The sequence below is a fragment of the Brachybacterium sp. UMB0905 genome (assembly GCF_002871795.1).
Taxonomy (GTDB): Bacteria; Actinomycetota; Actinomycetes; order Actinomycetales; family Dermabacteraceae; genus Brachybacterium.
Genome location: NZ_PNHL01000005.1, coordinates 176,416 through 198,030 on the forward strand (window position 1 = coordinate 176,416; position 21,615 = coordinate 198,030).

Sequence of the window (21,615 nt, forward strand, 5' to 3'; positions counted from 1 at the left end):
GTTCCACTCCCACAGCGGCTGTGCCCACCGCCGCGGACCGCAGGAACACAGCCGTGAGCGTCCGCGGTCTCGAGCTCGGTGCCGGGCGCCCTCAGATCATCGTCCCGTTGGTGGGAGCCGACGACGACGCGCTGCGCGCGCAGGCTATTGCCACTTGTGCGAGCCCCGCGCGGATCCTGGAATGGCGGGTGGACTGCTTCGCACCGCAGGCCGATGCTGCGGAGCATCGAGAACGGGTGCTCGCGATGCTGCCGCAGCTGCGCGCACAGATGGGGGAGGAGCGGGCGCTGCTGGTCACGGTGCGCACCGCCGCGGAAGGCGGGCAGCGGGAGTTGCCCGACGGTGAGCTTTCCGCGCTGCTGTGCGCTCTCATTGAGGCCAGCACGGCGCAGGATGAGGCCCTCGTAGATCTGGTCGATATCGAGACGGCCCGCGGCGCTGAGACGGTTGCGCAGGTGATCGCGGCAGCGCATGCACGGCACATCCCCGTCGTCGGCTCCTTCCATGACTTCCACGCCACCCCGCCCCTCGGAGAGATCACGCGGATCCTGCGAGAGCAGCGGCGTCGCGGTGCGGACATCCCGAAGATCGCGGTGACGCCGCGCAGCCCGGAAGAGGTGCTGACCCTGCTCGCCGCAAGCAGTGAGATCGCCGCCGACGGGGAGGGCCCCCACATCGCGATCTCCATGGGGACGCTCGGAGCGGTCAGCCGCGTGGCTGCGGAGACCTTCGGCTCCGCCGCGACGTTCGCCCAGGTGGGGGAGGCATCCGCGCCCGGTCAGCTCGACGTCGCGGATGTGGCGCGAATGCTGGAGCTGCTGCGGCCCTGAGCAGGACCGTGGGGACTCAGCGGGGTGCCGTCTGCCCCGCCTCGGGGTCGTCCCCCTCCTCGCGCTCTGGGGACGGTTCCTCGTCCAGGCCCACCACCGGGTCATCCTCATGGAACACGCGGTCTTCGAAATCCATCGCGTCCTCATCCCAGGTCACGGTATCTTCGGCGAGGTCATCGACGGTCGCATCGACCACCGGGATCGCCCCGGTCTCCAGGGCCACACGGTGGCGCTCGTCCCGTCGGGTCCGACGCACCAGCCGTTTGAGCTGGGTGGCGGACATGGTGACCTGCCATTCGCTGTGGGCGGGCAGGCTCCAGCGCCGCCAGGCCGCCACCCCGGCGAGCAGCGAACCGGCCGCCACCGCGATGAGCACCGTGGCCGAGGGGAGCTGCAGCCCTAACACACCCCAGGTCAGCAGGGCGGTGATGAGGGCGCCCGTGGCGTACAGCGGCCCGCCGCCGAAGATCGCGGGGATCCGTCCCACGAGCACGTCGCGGATAACTCCGCCGCCGACGGCGCTGGTGACGCCCAGCAGCACTGCCGGCAGCACATCGAGGCCGAATCCGAAGGACTTCGCGGTGCCCGTCGCTGCCCACAGGCCCATCGCGAGGATGTCCAGGACGGTGATCATGCGTCGCCACCAGGAACTGTCGGCGTTGATGAAGAAGGTGAACATCGCCCCGCCGAGCGCGCAGGCGAGATACCAGGGCCCGGAGAACGCGGCCGGCACCCCATAGTCGAGGATCAGATCGCGCACCAGGCCGCCGCCGAGCCCCGCGGCGATGCCGATGACCGCAAAGCCCACGGCATCGAAGTTCAGGCGGGAGGCCAGCGCCCCCGCGGCCACGCCCATGATGAACACACCCAGCAGGTCCAGCACGCGCAGCAGGTCGTTGTTCACCAGCAGGTCGAGGGGATCCACCTCTTCACGGTAGTGGCTGCACGCCCCGCGGGCACACTGCGCGTCACGGACGTCACGGCAGGTCAGTCACAGGCCAAGGGCACGCACCAGCAGCAGGGCGAGCGCCGTGCAGCACGTGCTGCACCTCGCGGTTCCCTTCGGCTTCGCCCTCAGCGCCGGCATGCTCGCTCTGCGGATGCGCTCAGTGTGGGCGGCCGCCGGGATCCACGGCGGGCTGCACGTGGGCTACACCCTCGCCGCCATCCTCGGCCTGGTCCTTGAAGGGTCAACCATGTGGATCCTGCTCGGAGCCCTGCACGGCCTGCTCGCCCTCATCCTCGCGCTCACCACTCCCGCGGCGCGCTGGCAGGAGGTCTCCGAGTCCGGCCCCTACGCTCGCTGAACCCAGCGCCCACCCATCGACCCCACAAACACCCCGCTCACCCTGGGCACCCCGCGCACCCCATACATCCGGTGCCGGGGTGCCGGGCCGACGGGTACCCGTGGCCGACGGGCCGCGGGGACTACCGTGGACCTGCACCCCGCGATGTGCTTCCCGTGCCCGCATCGCCCGCCCCGAAAGGACCTCGATGGCATCGCCCCGCACCGCATCACCCGCATCCCTGCGGCGCATCGGCCTCACCGGCGGCATCGGGTCCGGGAAATCCACCGTCGCCGAGCTGTGGCGAGAGGCGGGGCTCACCGTCATCGACCTCGACGCATACTCCCGTCGCGTCCTGGATGAGCCCGGTGCGGGCATGGAGGAGGCGGTGGCCCGCTTCGGCGAGCAGTACCGCACGCAGGATGGCACGATCGACCGCCAGGCCCTCGCCCGGCTCGTCTTCGCCGATGCGCAGGCCCGCGCGGACCTCGAACAGATCGTGCTGGGGCGGGTGGACGAGGCCGTGCGCGCTGCCGAGGCCGCGGCGCTCGCCGCGGGGGAGCGGATCATCGTCCACGACAACCCGCTGCTGCTCGAGAAGCACCGCGAACGCGACTACGACCTCGTGGTCGCGGTTCTCGCTCGGCGCGAGGACCGCATCGCCCGCGTCGAGCAGAACCGCGGCCGCGACCGCACCTACACCGAATCTGTCATGGCAGCGCAGGTCACGGACCTGGAGCGGATCCGCCGCGCGGACCTGCTGCTGCACAACACCGGCACCCTGGAGGATCTGCGCCACCGCGCCGCCCGGGCGCTCGAGCGCATCGATGAGCTCACCGTCGGCCCCCGGACGTAGCATCGAGACCATGCGCCCTGTCACCGATCTTGTCCGTGCCGAGCACCCCTTCGAGGTGGTCTCCCAGTACCAACCCTCCGGGGACCAGCCGCAGGCGATCGCCGAGCTCGCCCAGCGTCTGAACGACGGCGAGCAGGACGTGGTGCTGCTGGGCGCCACCGGCACCGGCAAATCCGCCACCACCGCCTGGCTCATCGAACAGGTGCAGCGGCCCACGCTGATCATGGCGCACAACAAGACGCTCGCCGCCCAGCTGGCCGCCGAGTTCCGCGAGCTGCTGCCCCACAACGCGGTCGAATACTTCGTCTCCTACTACGACTACTACCAGCCGGAGGCGTACGTCCCGCAGTCGGATACGTACATCGAGAAGGACTCCTCGATCAACGCCGAGGTGGAGCGACTGCGCCACAGCGCCACCAACTCCCTGCTGACCCGCCGCGACGTCGTGGTGGTCTCCTCGGTCTCCTGTATCTACGGCCTGGGCACCCCGCAGGAGTACGTGGACCGCATGGTGCAGCTCAAGCGCGGTGACGAGCTGGACCGCGATGAGCTGCTCAGCCGCTTCGTCGATATGCAGTACGACCGCAACGACATCGCCTTCGAGCGCGGCACCTTCCGGGTGCGCGGCGACACCGTGGAGATCATCCCGATGTATGAGGAGCTCGCGCTGCGCATCGAGTTCTTCGGCGATGAGATCGATGCCCTGTACACCCTGCACCCGATGACGGGGGAGGTCATCCGGGAGGAGGACCACATCCACGTCTTCCCCGCCTCCCACTACGTGGCCGGCCCCGAACGGCTCGCCCGCGCGATCGGCACCATCGAGGACGAGCTCGCCGAGCGGCTTGCGGAGCTCGAAGGGCAGAACAAGCTGTTGGAGGCCCAGCGGCTGCGCATGCGCACCACGCACGATCTGGAGATGCTGCGCCAGATGGGTACCACCAACGGGGTGGAGAACTATTCCCTCCACCTCGACGGCCGCGGCCCCGGCACCCCGCCGAACACGCTGCTGGACTACTTCCCCGAAGACTTCCTGCTGGTGATCGACGAGTCCCATGTGACCGTCCCGCAGATCGGCGCGATGTACGAGGGAGACCGCTCGCGCAAACGCACCCTGGTGGACTTCGGATTCCGCCTGCCCAGCGCGCTCGACAACCGCCCGCTGACCTTCGAGGAGTTCACCCAGCGCACCGGCCAGACCGTCTACCTCTCGGCCACGCCCGCCCAATACGAGCTGGACCGCTCCCACGGCGTGGTCGAGCAGATCATCCGCCCGACGGGCCTGGTGGACCCCGAGGTGATCGTCAAGCCCGTGAAGGGCCAGATCGATGACCTGCGCGAAGAGATCGAGCAGCGCGTCCAGCGCGATGAACGTGTCCTGGTCACCACTCTCACCAAGCGCATGGCCGAGGACCTCACCGACTTCCTGCTGGAGAACGGGGTGCGCGTGCAGTACCTCCACTCCGATGTGGACACCCTGCGCCGCGTGGAGCTGCTGCGCTCCCTGCGGCTGGGGGAGTTCGACGTCCTGGTGGGCATCAACCTGCTGCGCGAGGGCCTGGACCTGCCGGAGGTGTCCCTCGTGTCGATCCTCGACGCCGACAAGGAAGGCTTCCTGCGCTCGCGCACCTCCCTCATCCAGACCATCGGCCGGGCGGCGCGTAACGTCTCCGGCCAGGTCCACATGTACGCCGACACGATCACCGACTCGATGCAGGAGGCGATCGACGAGACCAACCGCCGCCGCGAGAAGCAGATCGCGTACAACACCGAGCACGGCATCGACCCCACGCCGCTGCGCAAACGCATCGCGGACGTCACCGACATGCTGGCCCGCGAGGACATCGACACCGAAACGCTCATGGCCACCGACTACCGCGCCGGGAAGGAGGGGCGGGACCGGGTGCGCCGCGACGAGGCCCGCGCCCATGCGCTCGATGCGATCAGCGGCCGCGAAGTGGACCTCGGCGATGACCCCGTCGGTGCTCTCACCGGGATGATCGACGAGTTGACCGCCCAGATGCACCAGGCCGCCGAATCCCTGCAGTTCGAGGTTGCGGCGCGGCTGCGCGATGAGGTGCAGGAGCTGAAGAAGGAGCTGCGGGCGGTGCAGCGGTCCTGAGCCGATCACGACGAGGCGCGGGCGGGCTCTGGGCGCCGCGCTGACCGCCGGGCACCGGCTGCGCCGGGTCTGGTGGCGGGTGCGCTGGCCGCGCACCTTCGGAGTGAAGGTGCTGCTGCACCACCCCGAGCTGCGCGAGGCCCGGTGGCTGCGCACCGATCTCGCGGACGTCCCGGATGGGGCGCCCCTCTCGCGCTGGCTGCGGATCGCGCTCAGCCCTCCGGATCCGCCGCGCGCTCCCAGCTCTCGACCGGACCCGGCACCACGGTGAACAGCGGATGCACCGTCGGCGCGGAATGCGCTGCGGTGAGCGCCTCACTCCCGGGACTGCGCTGCGCGAGCTTGGCGAGCAGATGACGCCATTCCAGGTCGACCTGTCCCCGGGTCACGGGGATCCGTGGCACGCCGGCTGCGGCATCCGTCGGCGCGTAGCCGGTGAGCTCCTCGGGGCGGCGGTCGATCCGCGAGAGGTCGAAGCGGTAGCCGCGAGCGGTCGCCTCCCGGGCGAGCACCTCGAGGTAGGTGCCCACGGCATCGAGCGGGGCGGGCTGGGCCCGGAACCGTTCGAGCTGCGGGTGGGAGCGGTACCCGCGAGTGCGCCCGGCGAGCACGGCCTGCGCCAGCAGCGATTCCCGCCAGCAGCCCGTGAGGCCCTGGCGGTCGAGGTGGCGGGGGTGCAGTGACCAGAGGCGCATCGGTCCATCCTCCCTCATCTGCCGAGGCACGGTCGAAGGTCACCCCCGGGCACCGACGATCGTCGTCCGTCGCCCGATAGCGTAGAGGGCACGCCACGCCCCGTGGCGCGCGGCTGGGCCCGCGGCGAGAGAAGGAGGACCCCGTGACACAGTCCCAGCGCTCCCGCATCGTGTCCCTGGTCGTCGGCACGGCTGCCGCGTCCGGCCTCGGGATGATCCCTGTGCACCGTCTCCCGCGCCTGGTGCGCGCTGGCTATGTCGTGCTCCCTGCGGTGCTGACCACCGGCGTCAGCCTCCTGGCGCAGCAACGGCGCCTGGTCCTGTCGGCCGAGGACGAGCCGAGTGCTCACGCCCTGCGGCCGCCGACGGGGCTCGAGACCGCGCTCTCGCTCGCCCTCGGCGGCCTGATGGCCGGGGCGGGTGTGGCGGGTCTGCGACTGGACCGCGGGGCAGAGAGCTTCCTCCGGCGCCGCGGCGTACCCGCGCCGCGCGTCTGGATCGGCCTCGCCACCGGCGCGGTGACCCTGGCCTCGACCCTGCTCGACGAGCGAGGCTCCGCGCCGGGCACCACGTCGACGCAGGCGCGAGTCCTCGCCCTCCTGACCCGCGAGGATCCGATGGGCCTCGCCCCGGGCACGGACGGCATGCCCGAGGACGAGTACGAGCCTGAGGCGCAGTCGATCGCGGAGCTGCTGGACACCGGTGTCGCGCCCACGGCGGCACAGCTCGACGAGCTCTGGGAGCACTGGTTCTCCGAGCCGCTCAGCCCGCTGCTGGGCGCTCGACGCATGGACTCCCTGCTCGAGGAGCTCGCCGCGCTGGCCCCTGAGGATCCCGGCGCGTAGTACCCGCGGCGTCCCGGGGGAGCAGGTCCTCAGCGAAGAGCTCGACGAGGAGCAGATGGTCGAGCGTATCCTCGCAGACCTCGCACGGCACGCATCTCGATCCTGCCGTCATCCCGAGTACGCCGGCGCGCCTCGCGCACCGCGGGCACGTCCAGCGCCGTGACGGTGGGGATCAGCCCGATGGTGAGGGGCCCGCAGATCACCCCGACGGCGGCGGCCTCGGTGGCGGCACGTCCGCACCCGCGTGAAGTCTCCCGGGCAGAACGGTTCACGAGAACGCGGATTCGGATCCCTCAAGTACGAACGGCTCTACCGAGAAGAGATCCACGACGCCCTGGAGCTGACCTGCTACTCCGAGGAGTACAGGCTGGAGTACAACACGGTGCGGCCCCACGAGGCCATCGCCTGGAACCGGCCCCTGGACGTCCACCTCGGGCACGCCAGCCCCGACACCCCCAACTTTGCTGGCCCCATAATCCTGCCAACAACGTGACACGGGACAGCGCCATTGTGCACGGACCCTCACGCCTCGCCCGTGGGTTCGAGGGTGGACGCACCGCCGTGCTCGTGGGCGCTGGTAAGAGGATGCTGAGCATCGACCTCTTGACGTCATGGCGTACAATATTCTGTACGTATGTGATGTGTAGGTGACAGCTGGAAGGAGTCCCCGATGCAGACCATGAGCTATAGCGAGTCTCGGGCACGGTATGCCGAGGTGCTCGATCGAGTCGTCGATGACCGTGAGGAGGTCGTGATCACCCGGTCCGGTCGTGAGTCCGCGGTCATCGTGTCGCTCGAGGACTACCAGTCGCTGCGCGAGACGGCGTATCTCCTTCGCTCGCCCGCCAATGCCCGGCGGCTGCTCACGGCGATGGAGGAGCTCGAGCGCGGCGAGGGGACGGTCCGAGATCTGATCGACGAGGAGTGACATGCCTCTGGTGTGGAGCGAGGCTGCCTGGGAGGACTACCTGTGGTGGCAGGCGCAGGACCGCCGCGTGCTGAAAAGGATCAACCTCCTCCTGCGGGACATCAGCCGTAACGGCAACGAGGGCATCGGAAAGCCGGAACCCCTGAAGCACGACTTCGCCGGGTATTGGTCACGGCGTATTACCGACGAACATCGCCTCGTCTACAAGATCGCGGGCGAAGACATCCGCATCGCCGCCTGCCGCTATCACTACGGCTGAACCGCTCACACCTCGCCGGCGTGCTCGGTGACGGTGAGGTCCAGCGGGAAGTCGATCGCGCTACCGGGGAAGAGCAACCGTCCCGCGGCGTCGGCGCTCTCGCGGATCGCCGCGGCCGCAGCCTCGGCCTGTTCGGCGGGGGCGTGGACGATCACCTCGTCGTGCAGGAAGTACGCCAGGTGTGCGCGGGGGGCGAACACCGGTCCCGAGGCGCCGGCCCGCTCGTCGGGGGCGACCTCAGGGAGCTGCGCGAGCCGCAGCCGCAGCGCCGCCATCCAGGACAGCGCCCATTCCGCGGCGGTGCCCTGCACCACGAAATTGCGGGTGAACCGGCCGCGGTCGCGGGCCGAGCGACGAGCCCGCTCCTGCTCGCCGGCGCCCGCGTCGGGACCGTTCGCGGAGCGCTGCGCCTGCACCCAGCCGGGCTCGGGGGCGGGGGAGGAGCGGCCGAGCCAGGTCGTGACCGTCCCGCCGCGCTCCCCGGTCGCAGCCGCGCCGTCCACGAGCGCCATCGCCTCGGGGAAGGTGCGGCGGAGCCGGGGCACGACGCGACCGCTGTCCCCGGTGGTCCCGCCGTACAGGGCGCCGAGCACCCCGATCTTCGCCTCCTGTCGGCTCGCGACCACTCCCGCCTCGACGATGCCCGAGTAGAGGTCCTTCCCGGCCGCCGCCTCGATCATCGCCGCGTCGCGGGACATGGCGGCGAGCACCCGCGGCTCGAGCTGGGAGACGTCTGCGCTGACCAGCAGCCAGCCAGGATCGGCACGGAGCGCGGGCCGCAGCCGACGCGGGATCTGCAGCGCCCCACCGCCGCTGGAGGTCCAGCGCCCGGTGACCACGCCGCCCGGCACGTAGACGGGCCGGTAGCGGCCCTCCCGCACCCACTCGTCCAGCCACGTCCAGCCGTTGGCGGTCAGCAGGCGGGACATCTTCTTGTACCGCAGCAGCGGCGCGATCGCGGGATGCTCGTGCTCCTGCAGCTCCCACTGGGAGGTGGAGGAGACGTCGATGCCGGCGCGGTGCAGGGCGCGCAGCAGCTTCGGCGGCGAGTCCAGCGACACGGTCGGGTCCCCGAGGGCGGTGCGCACCTCGGCGGCGACCTGCACCATCTGCGCGGGGAGCGTCCCGGGGGAGGGGCGCGGCCCCAGGGCCTCGGTGAGGATCCGGTCGTGCTCGGCCACGTCCCAGGGGATCCCCGCCGCCTGCAGCTCGGCCGCGATCAGTGCCCCGGCGGATTCCGCCGCCAGCAGCAGGCGCAGCCGCGTCGGGTCCTCGGCGCTCGCGATCGCCGAGAGCTGCCGCTCGAGCTCCGCACAGGTCTCTTCGATCCCGTCGGGCACGCCGTGGGCGGCCGATGGCCGGGCGTCGAGGTCGAAGAGGGTCGCGCCGAGGTCGCGTCGCGTCTCCTCCGGCTCGAGCTGTGTGTCCCACCCCGTCGCCTCGCGCAGAGGACCGGGCTCCGTCACCAGCTCGGAATGGCGCAGGATCCGGTGCACCAGGCGCAGGTCGTGGCAGCGCTCGAGGGTGACCCCGGCCCCGAGCAGACGCGGGTACCAGGCGGTGGCGTCGCTCCAGACCCAGCGCGGCCGGTGCGCGGCCTCGAGCTCAGCGACGAGGGAGGGGAGCTCCTGGACGGCGCGGGTCCGCTCGCCGAGGGCGGAGCCGTCGGCCGCGTACTCGCGCAGCACGACCGCTCCGTCCGCCGCGCGGCCGAGCACGCACCGCGCCGGGGCGGGCGCGGCGGCGCCCGACGGGGGAGAGGTCACCATCCCCGCTCGCGCCACGCAGGCAGGGACCCGCGCTCCGCGCCGAGCGTCGTGTCATCCCCGTGCCCCGGATACACCCAGGTCGAGTCCTTCAGACGGTCGAAGATCCGCTGCTCCACATCATCGATGAGCTGCGCGAAGTCCTCGGGGCCGCTCGTCTTGCCCACGCCGCCGGGGAACAGCGAGTCCCCGGTGAACAGGTGATCGCCGTCGGCCCCGCCGCGGTAGAGCACGGCGACCGAGCCCGGGGTGTGGCCGCGCAGCGCGATGATCTCCAGCTCCACCTCGCCGACGCGCAGCACATCCCCGTCGGCCAGCTTTTCGTCGATCCGCACCCCCGTCTGCTCGGTGATCGCCGTCGCGTCCGCGGCGCCCGCTGCCGTGCGCGCCCGCGTCGCCTCCACGATCTCCGCGAGCGCCCCCACATGGTCGTGATGCTGATGCGTGGTCAGCACCATGTCCACGGCATTGTGCTCCGAGCCCGCAGCGATCATCCGCCGCAGTGCATCCGGATCCGCCGCCGCATCGATCAGCAGCTGCGCCCCGCTCGACCGGCAGGTCAGCACATAGGCGTTGTTGTCCATGCTCCCGACGGAGAGCTTGCGGATCTGCAGATGCTCGAGGTCGCGGGCGACGGGCTCGCCGCCCGGCTCAACATGTCCGGTGTACTCGTGATCAGCCATGACCCCAGTATGAGTCGCACCCCACGTCCGAACAACTGTTCGATGTGGGGGCGCGCCCCTAGGATGGCCCGGTGACTGATTCCCTGGTAGTGCGTGGTGCGCGTGAGCACAACCTGCAGAACATCGACATCGACATCCCCCGCGGAAAGCTCGTGGTGTTCTCCGGCCTGTCCGGCTCCGGCAAGAGCTCCCTGGCCTTCGACACCATCTTCGCCGAAGGTCAGCGTCGCTACGTCGAGTCCCTCTCCAGCTACGCCCGCCAGTTCCTGGGGCAGATGGACAAGCCCAGCGTGGACCTCATCGAAGGCCTGTCCCCAGCGGTGTCGATCGACCAGAAGTCCACCAACCGCAACCCGCGCTCCACCGTCGGCACCATCACCGAGATCTACGACTACCTGCGCCTGCTGTTCTCCCGCACCGGCCAGCAGCATTGCCCCACCTGTGGGGAAGCGGTCTCCTCCACCTCCGCTGAGCAGATCGTGGACATCCTCCTCGAAGAGAACGAGGGCACCCGCTTCCAGCTGCTCGCCCCCGTGGTGCAGGGCCGCAAGGGCGAGCACGCGGACCTGCTGAGCTCCCTGCGCTCCCAGGGCTACGCCCGCGCCCGCGTGGACGGCACCAACCGTCGCCTGGATGAGGACATCACCCTCGACAAGCGCTACAAGCACACCATCGAGGTGGTCGTGGATCGCCTGGCCGTCAAGCCCGATGCCCGCCGTCGCCTCACCGACTCCGTGGAGACCGCGCTGCGGCTCGCCGAGGGCATCCTCGTGGCGGACTTCGTGGACCTCGACTCCGAGGACCCCGGCCGGGAACGTCGCTTCTCCGAAAAGCGCGCCTGCCCGAACGGCCATACCCTCGCGATCGACGACATCGAACCGCGCACCTTCTCCTTCAACGCCCCCTACGGCGCCTGCCCGGAATGCACGGGCCTCGGCCAGCGCCTCGAAGTCGACCCCGAACTGGTCATCCCCGATGAGGACCTCTCGCTCGCCGACGGTGCGATCGTCCCCTGGACCATGGGGCACTCCGACCACCACCAGGAGGTCATGGCTGGCCTCGCCGAGGAGCTCAGCTTCTCGATGGACACCCCGTGGCGGGCCCTGCCGCAGCGCGCCCGGCACGCCCTGCTGCATGGCAAGGACTTCAAGGTCCACGTCAAGTACCGCAACCGCTTCGGCCGGGAGCGCACGTACTCCACCGGTTTCGAGGGCGTCATGCACTTCCTCGAGCGTCGCCACAGCGATACCGAGTCCGACTGGGCCAAGGAACGCTACGAACAGTTCATGCGCGAGGTCCCCTGCCCCGCCTGCCAGGGCGCCCGCCTGCGGCCCGAGGTGCTGGCCGTCACCGTCGGCGGGAAGTCCATCGCCGAAGTCTGCGAGATGTCCATCGCCGACGCCCTCGCCTTCGCCGAGAACCTCGAGCTGGGCGTGCGGGAGAAGGTGATCGCCGATGAGGTGCTGCGCGAGATCCGCTCGCGCCTGGGTTTCCTGCTCGACGTGGGCCTGGACTACCTGACGCTCGCGCGCGCCGCCGCGACCCTCTCCGGCGGCGAGGCACAGCGCATCCGGCTCGCCACCCAGATCGGATCGGGCCTGGTGGGCGTGCTGTACGTGCTCGATGAGCCCTCGATCGGCCTCCACCAGCGCGACAACGAACGCCTCATCGCCACTCTCGAGCGGCTGCGGGACCTGGGCAACACCCTCATCGTCGTCGAGCATGACGAGGACACCCTCGAAGCCGCCGACTGGATCGTGGACATCGGCCCCCTGGCCGGCGAGCACGGCGGCCGCGTGGTCCACTCCGGGCCCGTCGCCGAGCTCAAGCGCAACCCCGACTCCCTCACCGGGCGCTACCTCTCCGGGGAGCTCACGATCCCGCTGCCGAAGACGCGCCGCCCGGTCCAGAAGGACCGCATGCTCACCGTGGTGGGTCCGCGCGCCAACAACCTCACCGGACAGGACGTCTCCTTCCCCCTCGGCGTGCTGACGGCCGTCACCGGCGTCTCCGGCTCGGGGAAGTCGTCCCTGGTCAACGAGATCCTTTACAAGGTCCTCGCCAAGGAGCTGAACCGCGCCCGCATCCTCCCGGGCAAGCACAAGCGCGTCACAGGCCTCGAGCACCTGGACAAGGTGGTGCATGTGGACCAGTCGCCCATCGGCCGCACCCCCCGCTCCAACCCCGCCACCTACACCGGCGTGTGGGACCGGGTGCGCACCCTGTTCGCCCAGACCCACGAAGCGAAGGTGCGCGGCTACACCGCCGGACGCTTCTCCTTCAACGTCAAGGGCGGGCGCTGCGAGGCCTGCTCCGGTGACGGCACGTTGAAGATCGAGATGAACTTCCTGCCGGACGTGTACGTCCAGTGCGAGGTGTGCAAGGGACAGCGCTACAACCGCGAGACCCTCGAGGTGCACTTCAAGGACAAGAACGTCGCCCAGGTGCTGGCCATGTCCATCTCCGAGGCCCTCGAGTTCTTCGATGCCGTCCCCGCGATCCGCCGCCAGCTGCAGACCCTCGTGGATGTGGGGCTCGGCTACGTGAAGCTCGGCCAGTCCGCCACCACCCTCTCCGGCGGCGAAGCGCAGCGCGTGAAGCTCTCCTCCGAACTGCACAAGCGCTCGAACGGCCGCACCATCTATGTGCTCGATGAGCCCACCACGGGCCTGCACTTCGAGGACGTGCGCAAACTGCTCGAGGTCCTCGGCGGGCTCGTGGACAAGGGCAACTCTGTGATCGTCATCGAGCACAACCTCGATGTCATCAAATCCGCCGACCACGTCATCGACCTGGGCCCCGAGGGCGGCGCCGGCGGCGGGCAGATCGTCGCCACCGGCACCCCCGAGCAGGTGGCAGCGGTGGAGGGCTCCTACACCGGCCAGTTCCTGGCCCGTATGCTCGCCGGGCGCGGCGCTGAGGGCTGACCGCACCCATGGCAGATCCCGCGACCTACCGTCCCGCGACCGGCTCCATCCCCACCCGCCCGGGGGTGTACCGGTTCCGCGACGAGCACGGCCGCGTCATCTACGTGGGCAAAGCGAAGAGCCTTCGCCAGCGTCTGACCAGCTACTTCCAGGACCTCTCCGCGCTGCATGAGCGCACTCGGCGGATGGTCACCACGGCCGCGAGCGTGGAATGGACCGTGGTGAGCACCGAGGTGGAGGCCCTCACCCTCGAGTACACGTGGATCAAGGAGTACGACCCGCGGTTCAACGTCAAGTTCCGCGACGACAAGTCTTACCCGTACCTCGTGATCACGATGGGGGAGCGGGTGCCGCGGGTGCACATCACCCGTCGGCCCCGCGCCAAGGGTGACCGCACCTTCGGGCCCTACCCGCAGGTGGGCGCGATCCGCGAGACCCTGGACCTCATGCTGCGGGTGTTCCCCATCCGCTCCTGCAGCGCTGGCGTGTACCGCCGGGCCGAACGCTCCGGCCGCCCCTGCCTGCTGGGTTTCATCGGCAAATGCTCCGCTCCCTGCACCGGAGAGATCTCCGAGGACGAGCACCGCCAGCTCGCCGAGCAGTTCGGCGACTTCATGGCCGGGAACACCCAGAAGTACACCCGCCGCATCGAACAGCGCATGCGCGCGGCCGCCGCCGCCCTCGACTTCGAGACCGCCGCGACGCTGCGCGATGACCTGCAGGCCCTCACCACCGTCATGGAGAAGAACTCCGTGGTGCTCTCCGACGCCACGGACGCGGACCTGATTGCTCTCGCCCAGGACGAGCTGGAGGCCTCGATCCAGGTGTTCCACGTGCGCGGCGGCCGGATCCGCGGTCAGCGCGGTTGGACCGCGGAGATCCTCGATGAATCCACCGCCCCGGACCTCATCGAACGTGCCCTGACCGTGCTGTACACCGACGCCGACGCGCCCCGCGAAGTGCTCGTCCCGGTCCTGCCCAGCAACCGCGCACAGCTCCAGGAGCTGCTGGGCCCGCGCGTGGATCTGCGTGTCCCGCAGCGCGGCGAGAAACGAGACCTGCTGGCCACCGTGGGGGAGAACGCCCAGGAGGCACTGCGGCTGCACCGCCTGAAACGCACCGGCGACCTCACCGCCCGCACCAAGGCCCTCGAGGACCTGGGGGAGGCGCTGGGACTGGATGAGCCGCCGCTGCGCATCGAATGCTTCGACATCTCCCACTCCCACGGCACGAACGTCGTCGGCTCCCAGGTGGTGTTCGAGGACGGGCTGCCCAAGAAGAGCGAATACCGCCGCTACTCCGTGCGCGGCGAGGCGGCGCGCGATGACACCGCCTCGATGTACGACGTCATCTCGCGGCGCCTGCGCCACCATCTCGACCCGCCCGAGCAGACCGAAGAGGAATCGCGCCGCTTCGCCTACCCGCCCGCGCTGATCCTCGTCGACGGCGGGCCGCCCCAGGTCGCCGCCGCCCAGCGGGCCTTCGACGAGCTCGGCATCACCGACATCGCCCTGGCCGGGATCGCCAAGCGCCTCGAAGAGATCTGGCTGCCCGGCGAGGACTACCCGATCATCCTGCCGCGCACCAGCGAAGCCCTGTTCCTCGTGCAGCGCCTGCGCGATGAGGCCCACCGTTTCGCCATCACCTACCACCGCACCAAGCGCGGCCGCGCCATGCAGGCCAGCGCCCTGGACGGCATCCCGGGCCTGGGACCGGCCCGGCGCCGCGCCCTCCTGGACCGTTTCGTGACCGTCCGCGCGATCCGCGAGGCCGAGGTCGAAGAGCTCACCGACGTGCCGGGGATCGGGCCTGCGCTCGCCCAGCAGATCAGCACCGCGCTACGATCCCAGCAGGCCCCGGAGGCCACCACCTCCGCGGATACCGCCGCGGACGGGGCGCCCGAGGTCGCGGTCAACACCGCCACTGGCGAGATCCTCGATCCCTGAGCGACCGCACGAGCACCCCGCCATCGAGCCCGCCACCGAGAAGGAGCACACGTGTCCCACGGGAGCGAGAATTCCAGCGCACCGCCGCAGGGCGACGTCGTGATCATCACGGGCCTGGCCGGCGCCGGACGGGAGACCGCCGCGCACGCGCTGGAGGACATGGGCTGGTACGTCAGCTATAACATCGTCCCCCAGCTCATCCCCACCCTCTACGAGCTGCGCGCGAGCGCCGACGGGGAGGACACCCGATTCGCCGTCGTCGTGGACCCGCGCTCCGGACCGTTCTTCTCCGAACTGCCCGACGTCATCGCCGAGCTGCGGCAGGCCGAGGTGCGGCTGCGCGTGCTGTTCCTGACCGCCGATGAACCCACCCTGGTTCGCCGCTTCGACTCGGTGCGCCGCCCCCACCCTCTGCAGGGCGAGGAGGGGGTCCTCGAGGGCATCCGCCGCGAACGCGAGATGCTCGCCCCGTACCGGCGGATGGCAGACCTCGTGGTGGACACCTCCCCGCTGAACGTCCACGAGCTGACCATGAAGCTGCGCGCCGCCTTCGGCAGCCACGACGAGCAGCGCCTGACCGTCACCGTGCTGTCCTTCGGCTTCAAGTACGGCATCCCCCTGGAAGCCGACCACGTGAGCGATGTGCGCTTCATCCCCAACCCGTACTGGGTGCCCGAGCTGCGCCCCCAACGCGGCACCGACCCCGAGGTCGCCCAGTTCGTGCTGGCCGACGCCAACGGCGCGGAGTTCCTCGACCGTTACCTGGAGATGATCACACCCGTCCTGCGCGGCTACAGCGAGGAGAACAAGCACTTCACCACCCTTGCGATCGGCTGCACCGGTGGCAAGCACCGCTCCGTCGCGATCGCCGAACGCCTCGGGGAGGCGCTGCGTGCAGCCGGGCATCCGGTGCGGGTGCGTCACCGAGATCTGGGGCGCGAATGAGCATCGTGCCCCGCCCCCAGCGCCATCCCCGCCCCTCCGGTGAGCGGGCCATCGGCGGGCGCCGCAGCCGCCGGGACGACGCCCATCGGCCACCCCGCGTGGTTGCTCTGGGCGGCGGCCACGGCCTCGCCGCGAACCTGCGGGCCCTACGGCTGCTGACCGACGATCTCACCGCCATTGTCACCGTCGCCGACAACGGCGGCTCCTCCGGACGCATCCGCACCGAGATGCCCGTGCTGCCCCCGGGGGACCTGCGCATGGCCCTCGCGGCCCTGTGCGAAGACTCCGAGTGGGGCACCATCTGGGGCGAGGTCATCCAGCACCGCTTCCGCACCGACGGCCAGCTGAACGGTCACGCCCTCGGGAACCTCCTCATGGTTGCGCTGTGGCAGATCCTCGAGGACCCGGTGGAGGGCCTGGACCAGATGGCTGAGCTGTTGGGCGCCCGCGGACGCGTTCTGCCGATGGCGCTCGAGCCGCTGGACATCGAGGCCACCGTGCGCAATGCGGACGGCACCGAACGCACCGTGAGCGGCCAGTGGCAGGTCGCCACCGCCGATGGGGAGGTCCTCGACGTGCGCCTGGACCCGCCGCGGCCGCGCGTATCCGAGGAGGTCATCGAGGCGCTCGGCCGCGCGGACTGGATCATCGTCGGCCCCGGCTCCTGGTACACCTCCGTGCTGCCCCATCTCATGATCCCCGAGATCGCCGAGGCGATCCGCACCAGCCCTGCCCGGCGCTGCATCACCGCGAACCTGTCCGTCGGCATGCAGGAAGCAGAAGGCATGACCAGCACGGACCTGCTGCGAGTGCTGACCGAGTACGCGCCCGGCTGCCGCTTCGACGCCCTCGTCGCGGACCCCACCGTCCTGCACGACTCCCTGGAGCTCGTCGACTTTGCGACGGAGATGGGAATCCGCACCCTGCTGCGACAGGTCAGCGTCGGCGACGGCCAGCCGCTCCACGATCCGGTGCGCCTGGCCGCCGCGTACCGTGACCTGTTCGACGACGTCTACGGCGATGTCCCCTCCGTTGCCCCCGCCACGGAGGACCGTCCCGCCGGGACCACCGACCCCGCATCCGAGGAGGACACCCATGGCGCTGACCGGTGAGGCCAAGGAGGAGCTCAGCCATCTGGAGATCACCCGGCCCTCGGCCCGCAAGGCCGAGGCCGCTGCGATGCTGCGCTTCGCCGGCGGGCTGCAGCTGGTGGCGGGCAAGATCGTGGTGGAGGCCGAGCTGGACTCCGCGGCGGTGGCTCGGCGCCTGCACGCTGTGATCGCCGAGATGTACGGGCACCGCGCCGAGCTCGCGGTTATGCAGCCCTCCGGCATCCGCCGCACCACCCGCTACATCGTGCGGGTCGAGCGCGAAGGCGGAATGCTGGCCCGGCAGACCGGGCTGCTGGATGCCCGCGGCCGACCCGTGCGCGGCATGCCGCCCGTCGTCGTCGGCGGGGCGATGGTCGATGCGGAAGCCGCCTGGCGCGGCGCCTTCCTGGCCCGCGGCACGCTCACCGAACCGGGTCGCTCCTCCGCCCTTGAGCTGTCCTGCCCCGGCCCCGAGGTGGCGCTCGCGATGGTCGGCGCCGCCCGCCGACTGGGCGTCGCCTCCAAGGCCCGCGAGGCCCGCGGGGCGGACCGTGTGGTCCTGCGCGACGGCGATGCGATCTCCCTGCTGCTGACCCGGATGGGGGCGGTGCAGACGGCCCGCACCTGGGAAGAGCGCCGCTCCCGCCGCGAGGTCAAGGCCACTGCGCACCGGCTCGCGAACTTCGACGACGCGAACCTGCGCCGCTCCGCCCGAGCGGCGGTCGCCGCCGGACAGCGGGTCCAGCGGGCGCTGGAGATCCTCGGCGATGACGTGCCCGACCACCTGCGTGCCGCGGGGAATCTGCGCCTCGAGCACCGACAGGCCTCGCTCGAGGAGTTGGGGCGCCTGGCCGATCCGCCGCTGACCAAGGACGCTGTCGCAGGGCGGATCCGCCGCCTGCTCGCCATGGCGGACAAGCGCGCGGAGGAGATGGGGATCCCAGGCACCGAAGACGGGGTGGATGAGGACCATCTTCCTCCGTCGCCCGATCCGCATCATTGATAGGCTTTTGCAGGACGCCGGTCCGACCGGCGCCGTCCGAGCGTACGAGGGCGTGCGCGCCATATCCATAATTCCGCAACACCACTGCGGATCGAGGAGGAACTCGTGACCATCAAGGTCGGAATCAACGGATTCGGTCGTATCGGCCGTAACTTCCTGCGCGCCGCGCTCGAGCAGAAGGCTGACATCGAGATCGTCGGCGTCAATGACCTCACCGACAACAAGACCCTCGCGCACCTGCTGAAGTACGACTCCATCTCGGGTCGTCTGGCGGAGGAGGTCACCTACTCCGAGGACTCCATCACTGTCGGCGACATGACCTTCAAGGCCCTGGCCGAGAAGGATCCCGCCAAGCTGCCGTGGGGCGAGCTCGGTGCCGATGTCGTCGTGGAGTCCACCGGCCGCTTCACCGACGCGACCGCCGCCAAGGCCCACATCGAGGCCGGCGCCAAGAAGGTCATCATCTCCGCTCCGGCGAAGAATGAGGACGCCACCTTCGTGATCGGCGTGAACGACGGCGACTACGACGCCGAGAAGCACCACATCGTCTCCAACGCGTCCTGCACCACCAACTGCCTGGCGCCGCTGGCGAAGGTCCTCAACGACGAGTTCGGCATCGTCAAGGGCCTCATGACCACCGTCCACGCCTACACCGCGGACCAGAACCTGCAGGACGGCCCGCACAAGGACCTGCGTCGCGCCCGCGCCGCCGCCCTGAACATCATCCCCACCAAGACCGGTGCCGCCGCCGCCGTGGCCCTGGTGCTGCCGGAGCTGAAGGGCAAGTTCGACGGCTACGCCCTGCGCGTCCCGGTCCCCACCGGCTCCGCCACCGACCTCACCTTCGAGGCCTCCCGTGAGGTCACCGTGGAGGAGGTCAACGCTGCGGTGAAGAAGGCTGCTGAAGGCCCGCTCAAGGGTGTTCTCACCTACACCGAGGACCCGATCGTCTCCGCCGACATCGTCGGCGACCCGGCCAGCTCGATCTTCGACGCCGGCTGCACCAAGGTGATCGGCAACCAGGTGAAGGTCGTCTCCTGGTACGACAACGAGTGGGGCTACTCCAACCGCCTGGTGGACCTCGCCGCCCTGGTGGGCAAGTCCCTCTGATTCCCGCCTCGTCGCCCGCGACGACACGGATCATCCCGGAGCCCGTCGGACGCCACCTGCGAGGTCGGCCTCCGGCGGGCTCCGGCCCGTTCCACCGCAGGCCGCGCACAGCGCGGCCCCCATGTCAGCTGACAGCTAGGAGCACCCGGTGCTGAAGACCATCGATTCCCTCGGCGACCTGCGCGGCAAACGCGTCCTGGTCCGCGCCGATCTCAACGTCCCCCTGGACGGGACCACCATCACCGACGACGGCCGCATCCGCGCCGCCCTGCCCACCCTGACCCGTCTGGTCGAGGCCGGCGCCCGCGTCGTCGTCATCTCCCACCTGGGACGCCCCAAGGGTGCTCCTGAGGAGAAGTACTCCCTGCGCCCCGTCGTGGCGCGCCTGGGCGAACTGCTGGGCCAGGACGTCGCCTTCGCGACCGACACCGTCGGCGCCTCCGCGAAGGAGACCGTCGCGGCGCTGGCCGATGGCCAGGTCGCGATCCTCGAGAACCTGCGCTTCAACCCGGGGGAGACCTCGAAGGATGAGGCCGAGCGCCGCGCCTTCGCCGCCGAGCTCGCCGCCCTGGGCGATGCGTACGTCTCCGACGGCTTCGGCGTGGTCCACCGCAAGCAGGCCTCCGTCTACGAGCTCGCCACCGAGCTGCCGGCCGCGGCCGGAGAGCTGGTGCTGCGCGAGGTCGAGTCCCTGCGCAAGGTCACCGATGATCCGGCCCGCCCCTTCGTGGTGGTGCTCGGAGGCGCGAAGGTCGCCGACAAGCTCGCCGTGATCGACAACCTGCTGAGCAAGGCCGACCGCATCCTCATCGGCGGCGGCATGGCCTACACCTTCCAGAAGGCCCTCGGCCACGAGGTCGGCAACTCTCTGCTGGATGAGTCGAAGGTCGAGGTCGTCGCCGAGTACATGGAGCGTGCCAAGCAGCAGGGCGTGGACCTGGTGCTGCCGGTGGACACCCTGGTGGCCCCCGAGTTCTCCGCCGATGCGCCGGCCACCGCGGTCCCCGTGGATCAGATGCCCGCGGACCAGGAGGGCATGGACATCGGCCCGGAGACCGCGAAGCTCTTCGGCGAGAAGATCGCCGATGCCGCGACCGTGTTCTGGAACGGCCCGATGGGCGTGTTCGAGTTCGAGGCGTTCGCCGGCGGCACCAAGGCTGTGGCCGAGCACCTCTCGCAGGCCGAGGGGTACACCGTGGTCGGCGGCGGCGACTCCGCCTCCGCGGTCCGCAACCTGGGCTTCGACGAGTCCCTGTTCTCGCACATCTCCACCGGCGGCGGTGCGAGCCTCGAGCTGATCGAGGGCAAGGAGCTGCCGGGCATCGCGATCCTTGAGGAGGGCACCAAGTGAGCACCCGCACCCCGCTGATGGCGGGCAACTGGAAGATGAACCTCGACTGGAAGCAGGGACTGGCCCTGGTCGAGGAGCTCGGCGAGCAGCTGAAGGACGTCGACACCAGCAAGGTCGAGACCGTCGTGCTACCCCCGTTCGTGGACATCCGCACCGTGCAGACCGCGGTCGAGGCCGGCAAGCTGCCGATCGCCTACGGCGCGCAGGACATCTCCGAGCACGAGTCCGGGGCGTACACCGGTGAGGTCTCCGGGCCGATGCTGTCGGCGCTCGGCTGCACATACGTGGCCGTCGGCCATTCGGAGCGCCGCCAGTACCACGGCGAGACCGAGCAGATCACCAACAACAAGGTCAAGGCTGCTTTCGCGGCGGGCCTCACCCCGATCCTGTGCGTCGGCGAGCCGCTCGAGGAGCGCAAGGCCGGCAAGCACGTCGAGTACACCCTCGCGCAGCTTGAGGGCGGCATCGAGGGCCTGGACGCGGAGCAGGCGAAGCAGATCGTCATCGCCTACGAGCCGGTGTGGGCCATCGGCACCGGTGAGGTCGCCACCCCGGATGACGCCCAGGAGGTGTGCGCCGCGATCCGTGAAGCGCTGCAGGCGATCTACGGCGCGGAGGTCGCCGGGGCGGTGCGCGTGCTGTACGGCGGCTCCGTGAAGTCCGCGAACGTTGCGGAGCTCATGGAGAAGCAGGATGTGGACGGCGCCCTCGTGGGCGGCGCCTCGCTCAAGGCCGAAGAGTTCGCGAAGATCGCGGGCTTCCAGGGCTGAGCTCCCTGACCCCGACGGGGCGGGCACGGCACACGCCGCGCCCGCCCTGTTTGTGTGCGCAGGGGTGCTGCGCCCCGCGCTCGCGGTGCCCTGCGCCCGGCCCCCTGCGTCACGCCGCCCCCGCGGTGCCCTGCGCCCGCTACCCCGGCGAATCCGCCGTTTTGTTCCACTTTCTGGAACAGAACGGCGGAGGCGCTGGAAC

19 protein-coding genes and 1 pseudogene are annotated in these 21,615 nt (G+C 70.3%); 16 read left to right on the forward strand and 4 right to left on the reverse strand.

Going from position 1 to position 21,615, the window contains the following annotated elements; translation table 11 throughout:
- Positions 1–53 precede the first annotated feature (53 nt).
- The gene (gene aroD, locus CJ197_RS06490) at positions 54–830 is read left to right on the forward strand and encodes a type I 3-dehydroquinate dehydratase (protein ID WP_233190679.1); all 777 of its coding nucleotides are present in this window, start codon (positions 54–56) and stop codon (positions 828–830) included.
- A 16-nt stretch (positions 831–846) separates the two neighbouring features.
- On the opposite strand, the gene CJ197_RS06495 is transcribed toward aroD, so the two are convergent.
- Entirely contained in the window at positions 847–1,755 is a 909-nt protein-coding gene (locus tag CJ197_RS06495; RefSeq protein ID WP_102235928.1) for a trimeric intracellular cation channel family protein, read from the reverse strand.
- Between the two features lie 106 nt (positions 1,756–1,861).
- Here CJ197_RS06495 and CJ197_RS06500 point away from each other — a divergent pair, with 106 nt between their 5' ends.
- The 3 genes from CJ197_RS06500 to uvrB all read left to right on the forward strand — a co-directional run bounded on the left by CJ197_RS06500 (position 1,862) and on the right by uvrB (position 5,094).
- The gene (locus CJ197_RS06500) at positions 1,862–2,137 is read left to right on the forward strand and encodes a hypothetical protein (protein ID WP_102235929.1); all 276 of its coding nucleotides are present in this window, start codon (positions 1,862–1,864) and stop codon (positions 2,135–2,137) included.
- Between the two features lie 187 nt (positions 2,138–2,324).
- Positions 2,325–2,972, forward strand: a complete 648-nt coding sequence (coaE, locus tag CJ197_RS06505; protein ID WP_102235930.1) for a dephospho-CoA kinase — start codon at positions 2,325–2,327, stop codon at positions 2,970–2,972.
- 10 nt (positions 2,973–2,982) lie between these two features.
- Complete coding sequence (uvrB, locus tag CJ197_RS06510) at positions 2,983–5,094, forward strand: excinuclease ABC subunit UvrB (protein ID WP_102235931.1); 2,112 nt, start codon at positions 2,983–2,985, stop codon at positions 5,092–5,094.
- 212 nt (positions 5,095–5,306) lie between these two features.
- Here uvrB and CJ197_RS06520 read toward each other — a convergent pair whose 3' ends face one another.
- A complete protein-coding gene (locus CJ197_RS06520; RefSeq protein WP_102235933.1) occupies positions 5,307–5,789 on the reverse strand; it encodes a pyrimidine dimer DNA glycosylase/endonuclease V in 483 nt (160 codons plus the stop codon).
- 143 nt (positions 5,790–5,932) lie between these two features.
- Here CJ197_RS06520 and CJ197_RS06525 point away from each other — a divergent pair, with 143 nt between their 5' ends.
- From CJ197_RS06525 to CJ197_RS06545, 4 genes and pseudogenes are all read left to right on the forward strand, one after another.
- Complete coding sequence (locus CJ197_RS06525; protein ID WP_102235934.1) at positions 5,933–6,634, forward strand: hypothetical protein; 702 nt, start codon at positions 5,933–5,935, stop codon at positions 6,632–6,634.
- A 238-nt stretch (positions 6,635–6,872) separates the two neighbouring features.
- Positions 6,873–7,127 (forward strand): annotated as a pseudogene (locus CJ197_RS06535) (integrase core domain-containing protein); the annotation flags it as partial.
- A 177-nt stretch (positions 7,128–7,304) separates the two neighbouring features.
- Positions 7,305–7,562, forward strand: a complete 258-nt coding sequence (locus tag CJ197_RS06540) for a type II toxin-antitoxin system Phd/YefM family antitoxin (protein WP_102235935.1) — start codon at positions 7,305–7,307, stop codon at positions 7,560–7,562.
- A gap of 1 nt (position 7,563) precedes the next feature.
- Positions 7,564–7,821 carry a Txe/YoeB family addiction module toxin gene (locus tag CJ197_RS06545; protein ID WP_102235936.1) on the forward strand — a complete coding sequence of 86 codons (258 nt, stop codon included), beginning with the start codon at positions 7,564–7,566 and terminating at the stop codon, positions 7,819–7,821.
- A 5-nt stretch (positions 7,822–7,826) separates the two neighbouring features.
- Here CJ197_RS06545 and CJ197_RS06550 read toward each other — a convergent pair whose 3' ends face one another.
- Together CJ197_RS06550 and CJ197_RS06555 are read right to left on the reverse strand one after the other, a co-directional pair.
- Complete coding sequence (locus CJ197_RS06550; protein ID WP_102235937.1) at positions 7,827–9,590, reverse strand: bifunctional 3'-5' exonuclease/DNA polymerase; 1,764 nt, start codon at positions 9,588–9,590, stop codon at positions 7,827–7,829.
- Positions 9,584–10,270 (reverse strand): MBL fold metallo-hydrolase, encoded by a 687-nt coding sequence (locus tag CJ197_RS06555; RefSeq protein WP_102235938.1) that lies wholly within the window; start codon positions 10,268–10,270, stop codon positions 9,584–9,586. The genes CJ197_RS06550 and CJ197_RS06555 overlap by 7 nt, the downstream gene beginning before the upstream one ends.
- A gap of 71 nt (positions 10,271–10,341) precedes the next feature.
- Between CJ197_RS06555 and uvrA the strand changes: the two genes are divergently transcribed.
- The 8 genes from uvrA (at position 10,342) to tpiA (ending at position 21,413) form a co-directional block, all read left to right on the forward strand.
- Positions 10,342–13,197 (forward strand): excinuclease ABC subunit UvrA, encoded by a 2,856-nt coding sequence (uvrA, locus tag CJ197_RS06560; RefSeq protein WP_102235939.1) that lies wholly within the window; start codon positions 10,342–10,344, stop codon positions 13,195–13,197.
- 8 nt (positions 13,198–13,205) lie between these two features.
- A complete protein-coding gene (gene uvrC / locus CJ197_RS06565) occupies positions 13,206–15,143 on the forward strand; it encodes an excinuclease ABC subunit UvrC (protein WP_102235940.1) in 1,938 nt (645 codons plus the stop codon).
- Between the two features lie 51 nt (positions 15,144–15,194).
- Complete coding sequence (gene rapZ, locus CJ197_RS06570; RefSeq protein WP_102235941.1) at positions 15,195–16,088, forward strand: RNase adapter RapZ; 894 nt, start codon at positions 15,195–15,197, stop codon at positions 16,086–16,088.
- Positions 16,085–17,200: a gluconeogenesis factor YvcK family protein gene (gene yvcK / locus CJ197_RS06575; RefSeq protein ID WP_102235942.1), complete on the forward strand. Its 1,116-nt coding sequence runs from the start codon at positions 16,085–16,087 to the stop codon at positions 17,198–17,200. The genes rapZ and yvcK overlap by 4 nt, the downstream gene beginning before the upstream one ends.
- Positions 17,184–18,182 carry a DNA-binding protein WhiA gene (gene whiA, locus CJ197_RS06580; protein ID WP_102235943.1) on the forward strand — a complete coding sequence of 333 codons (999 nt, stop codon included), beginning with the start codon at positions 17,184–17,186 and terminating at the stop codon, positions 18,180–18,182. Before yvcK ends, whiA begins: the two co-directional genes overlap by 17 nt.
- Before the next feature lie 105 nt (positions 18,183–18,287).
- Positions 18,288–19,292 (forward strand): type I glyceraldehyde-3-phosphate dehydrogenase, encoded by a 1,005-nt coding sequence (gene gap / locus CJ197_RS06585; RefSeq protein ID WP_102235944.1) that lies wholly within the window; start codon positions 18,288–18,290, stop codon positions 19,290–19,292.
- 148 nt (positions 19,293–19,440) lie between these two features.
- Positions 19,441–20,643: a phosphoglycerate kinase gene (pgk, locus tag CJ197_RS06590; RefSeq protein ID WP_102235945.1), complete on the forward strand. Its 1,203-nt coding sequence runs from the start codon at positions 19,441–19,443 to the stop codon at positions 20,641–20,643.
- A complete protein-coding gene (gene tpiA / locus CJ197_RS06595; RefSeq protein ID WP_102235946.1) occupies positions 20,640–21,413 on the forward strand; it encodes a triose-phosphate isomerase in 774 nt (257 codons plus the stop codon). Before pgk ends, tpiA begins: the two co-directional genes overlap by 4 nt.
- Positions 21,414–21,615 lie beyond the last annotated feature (202 nt).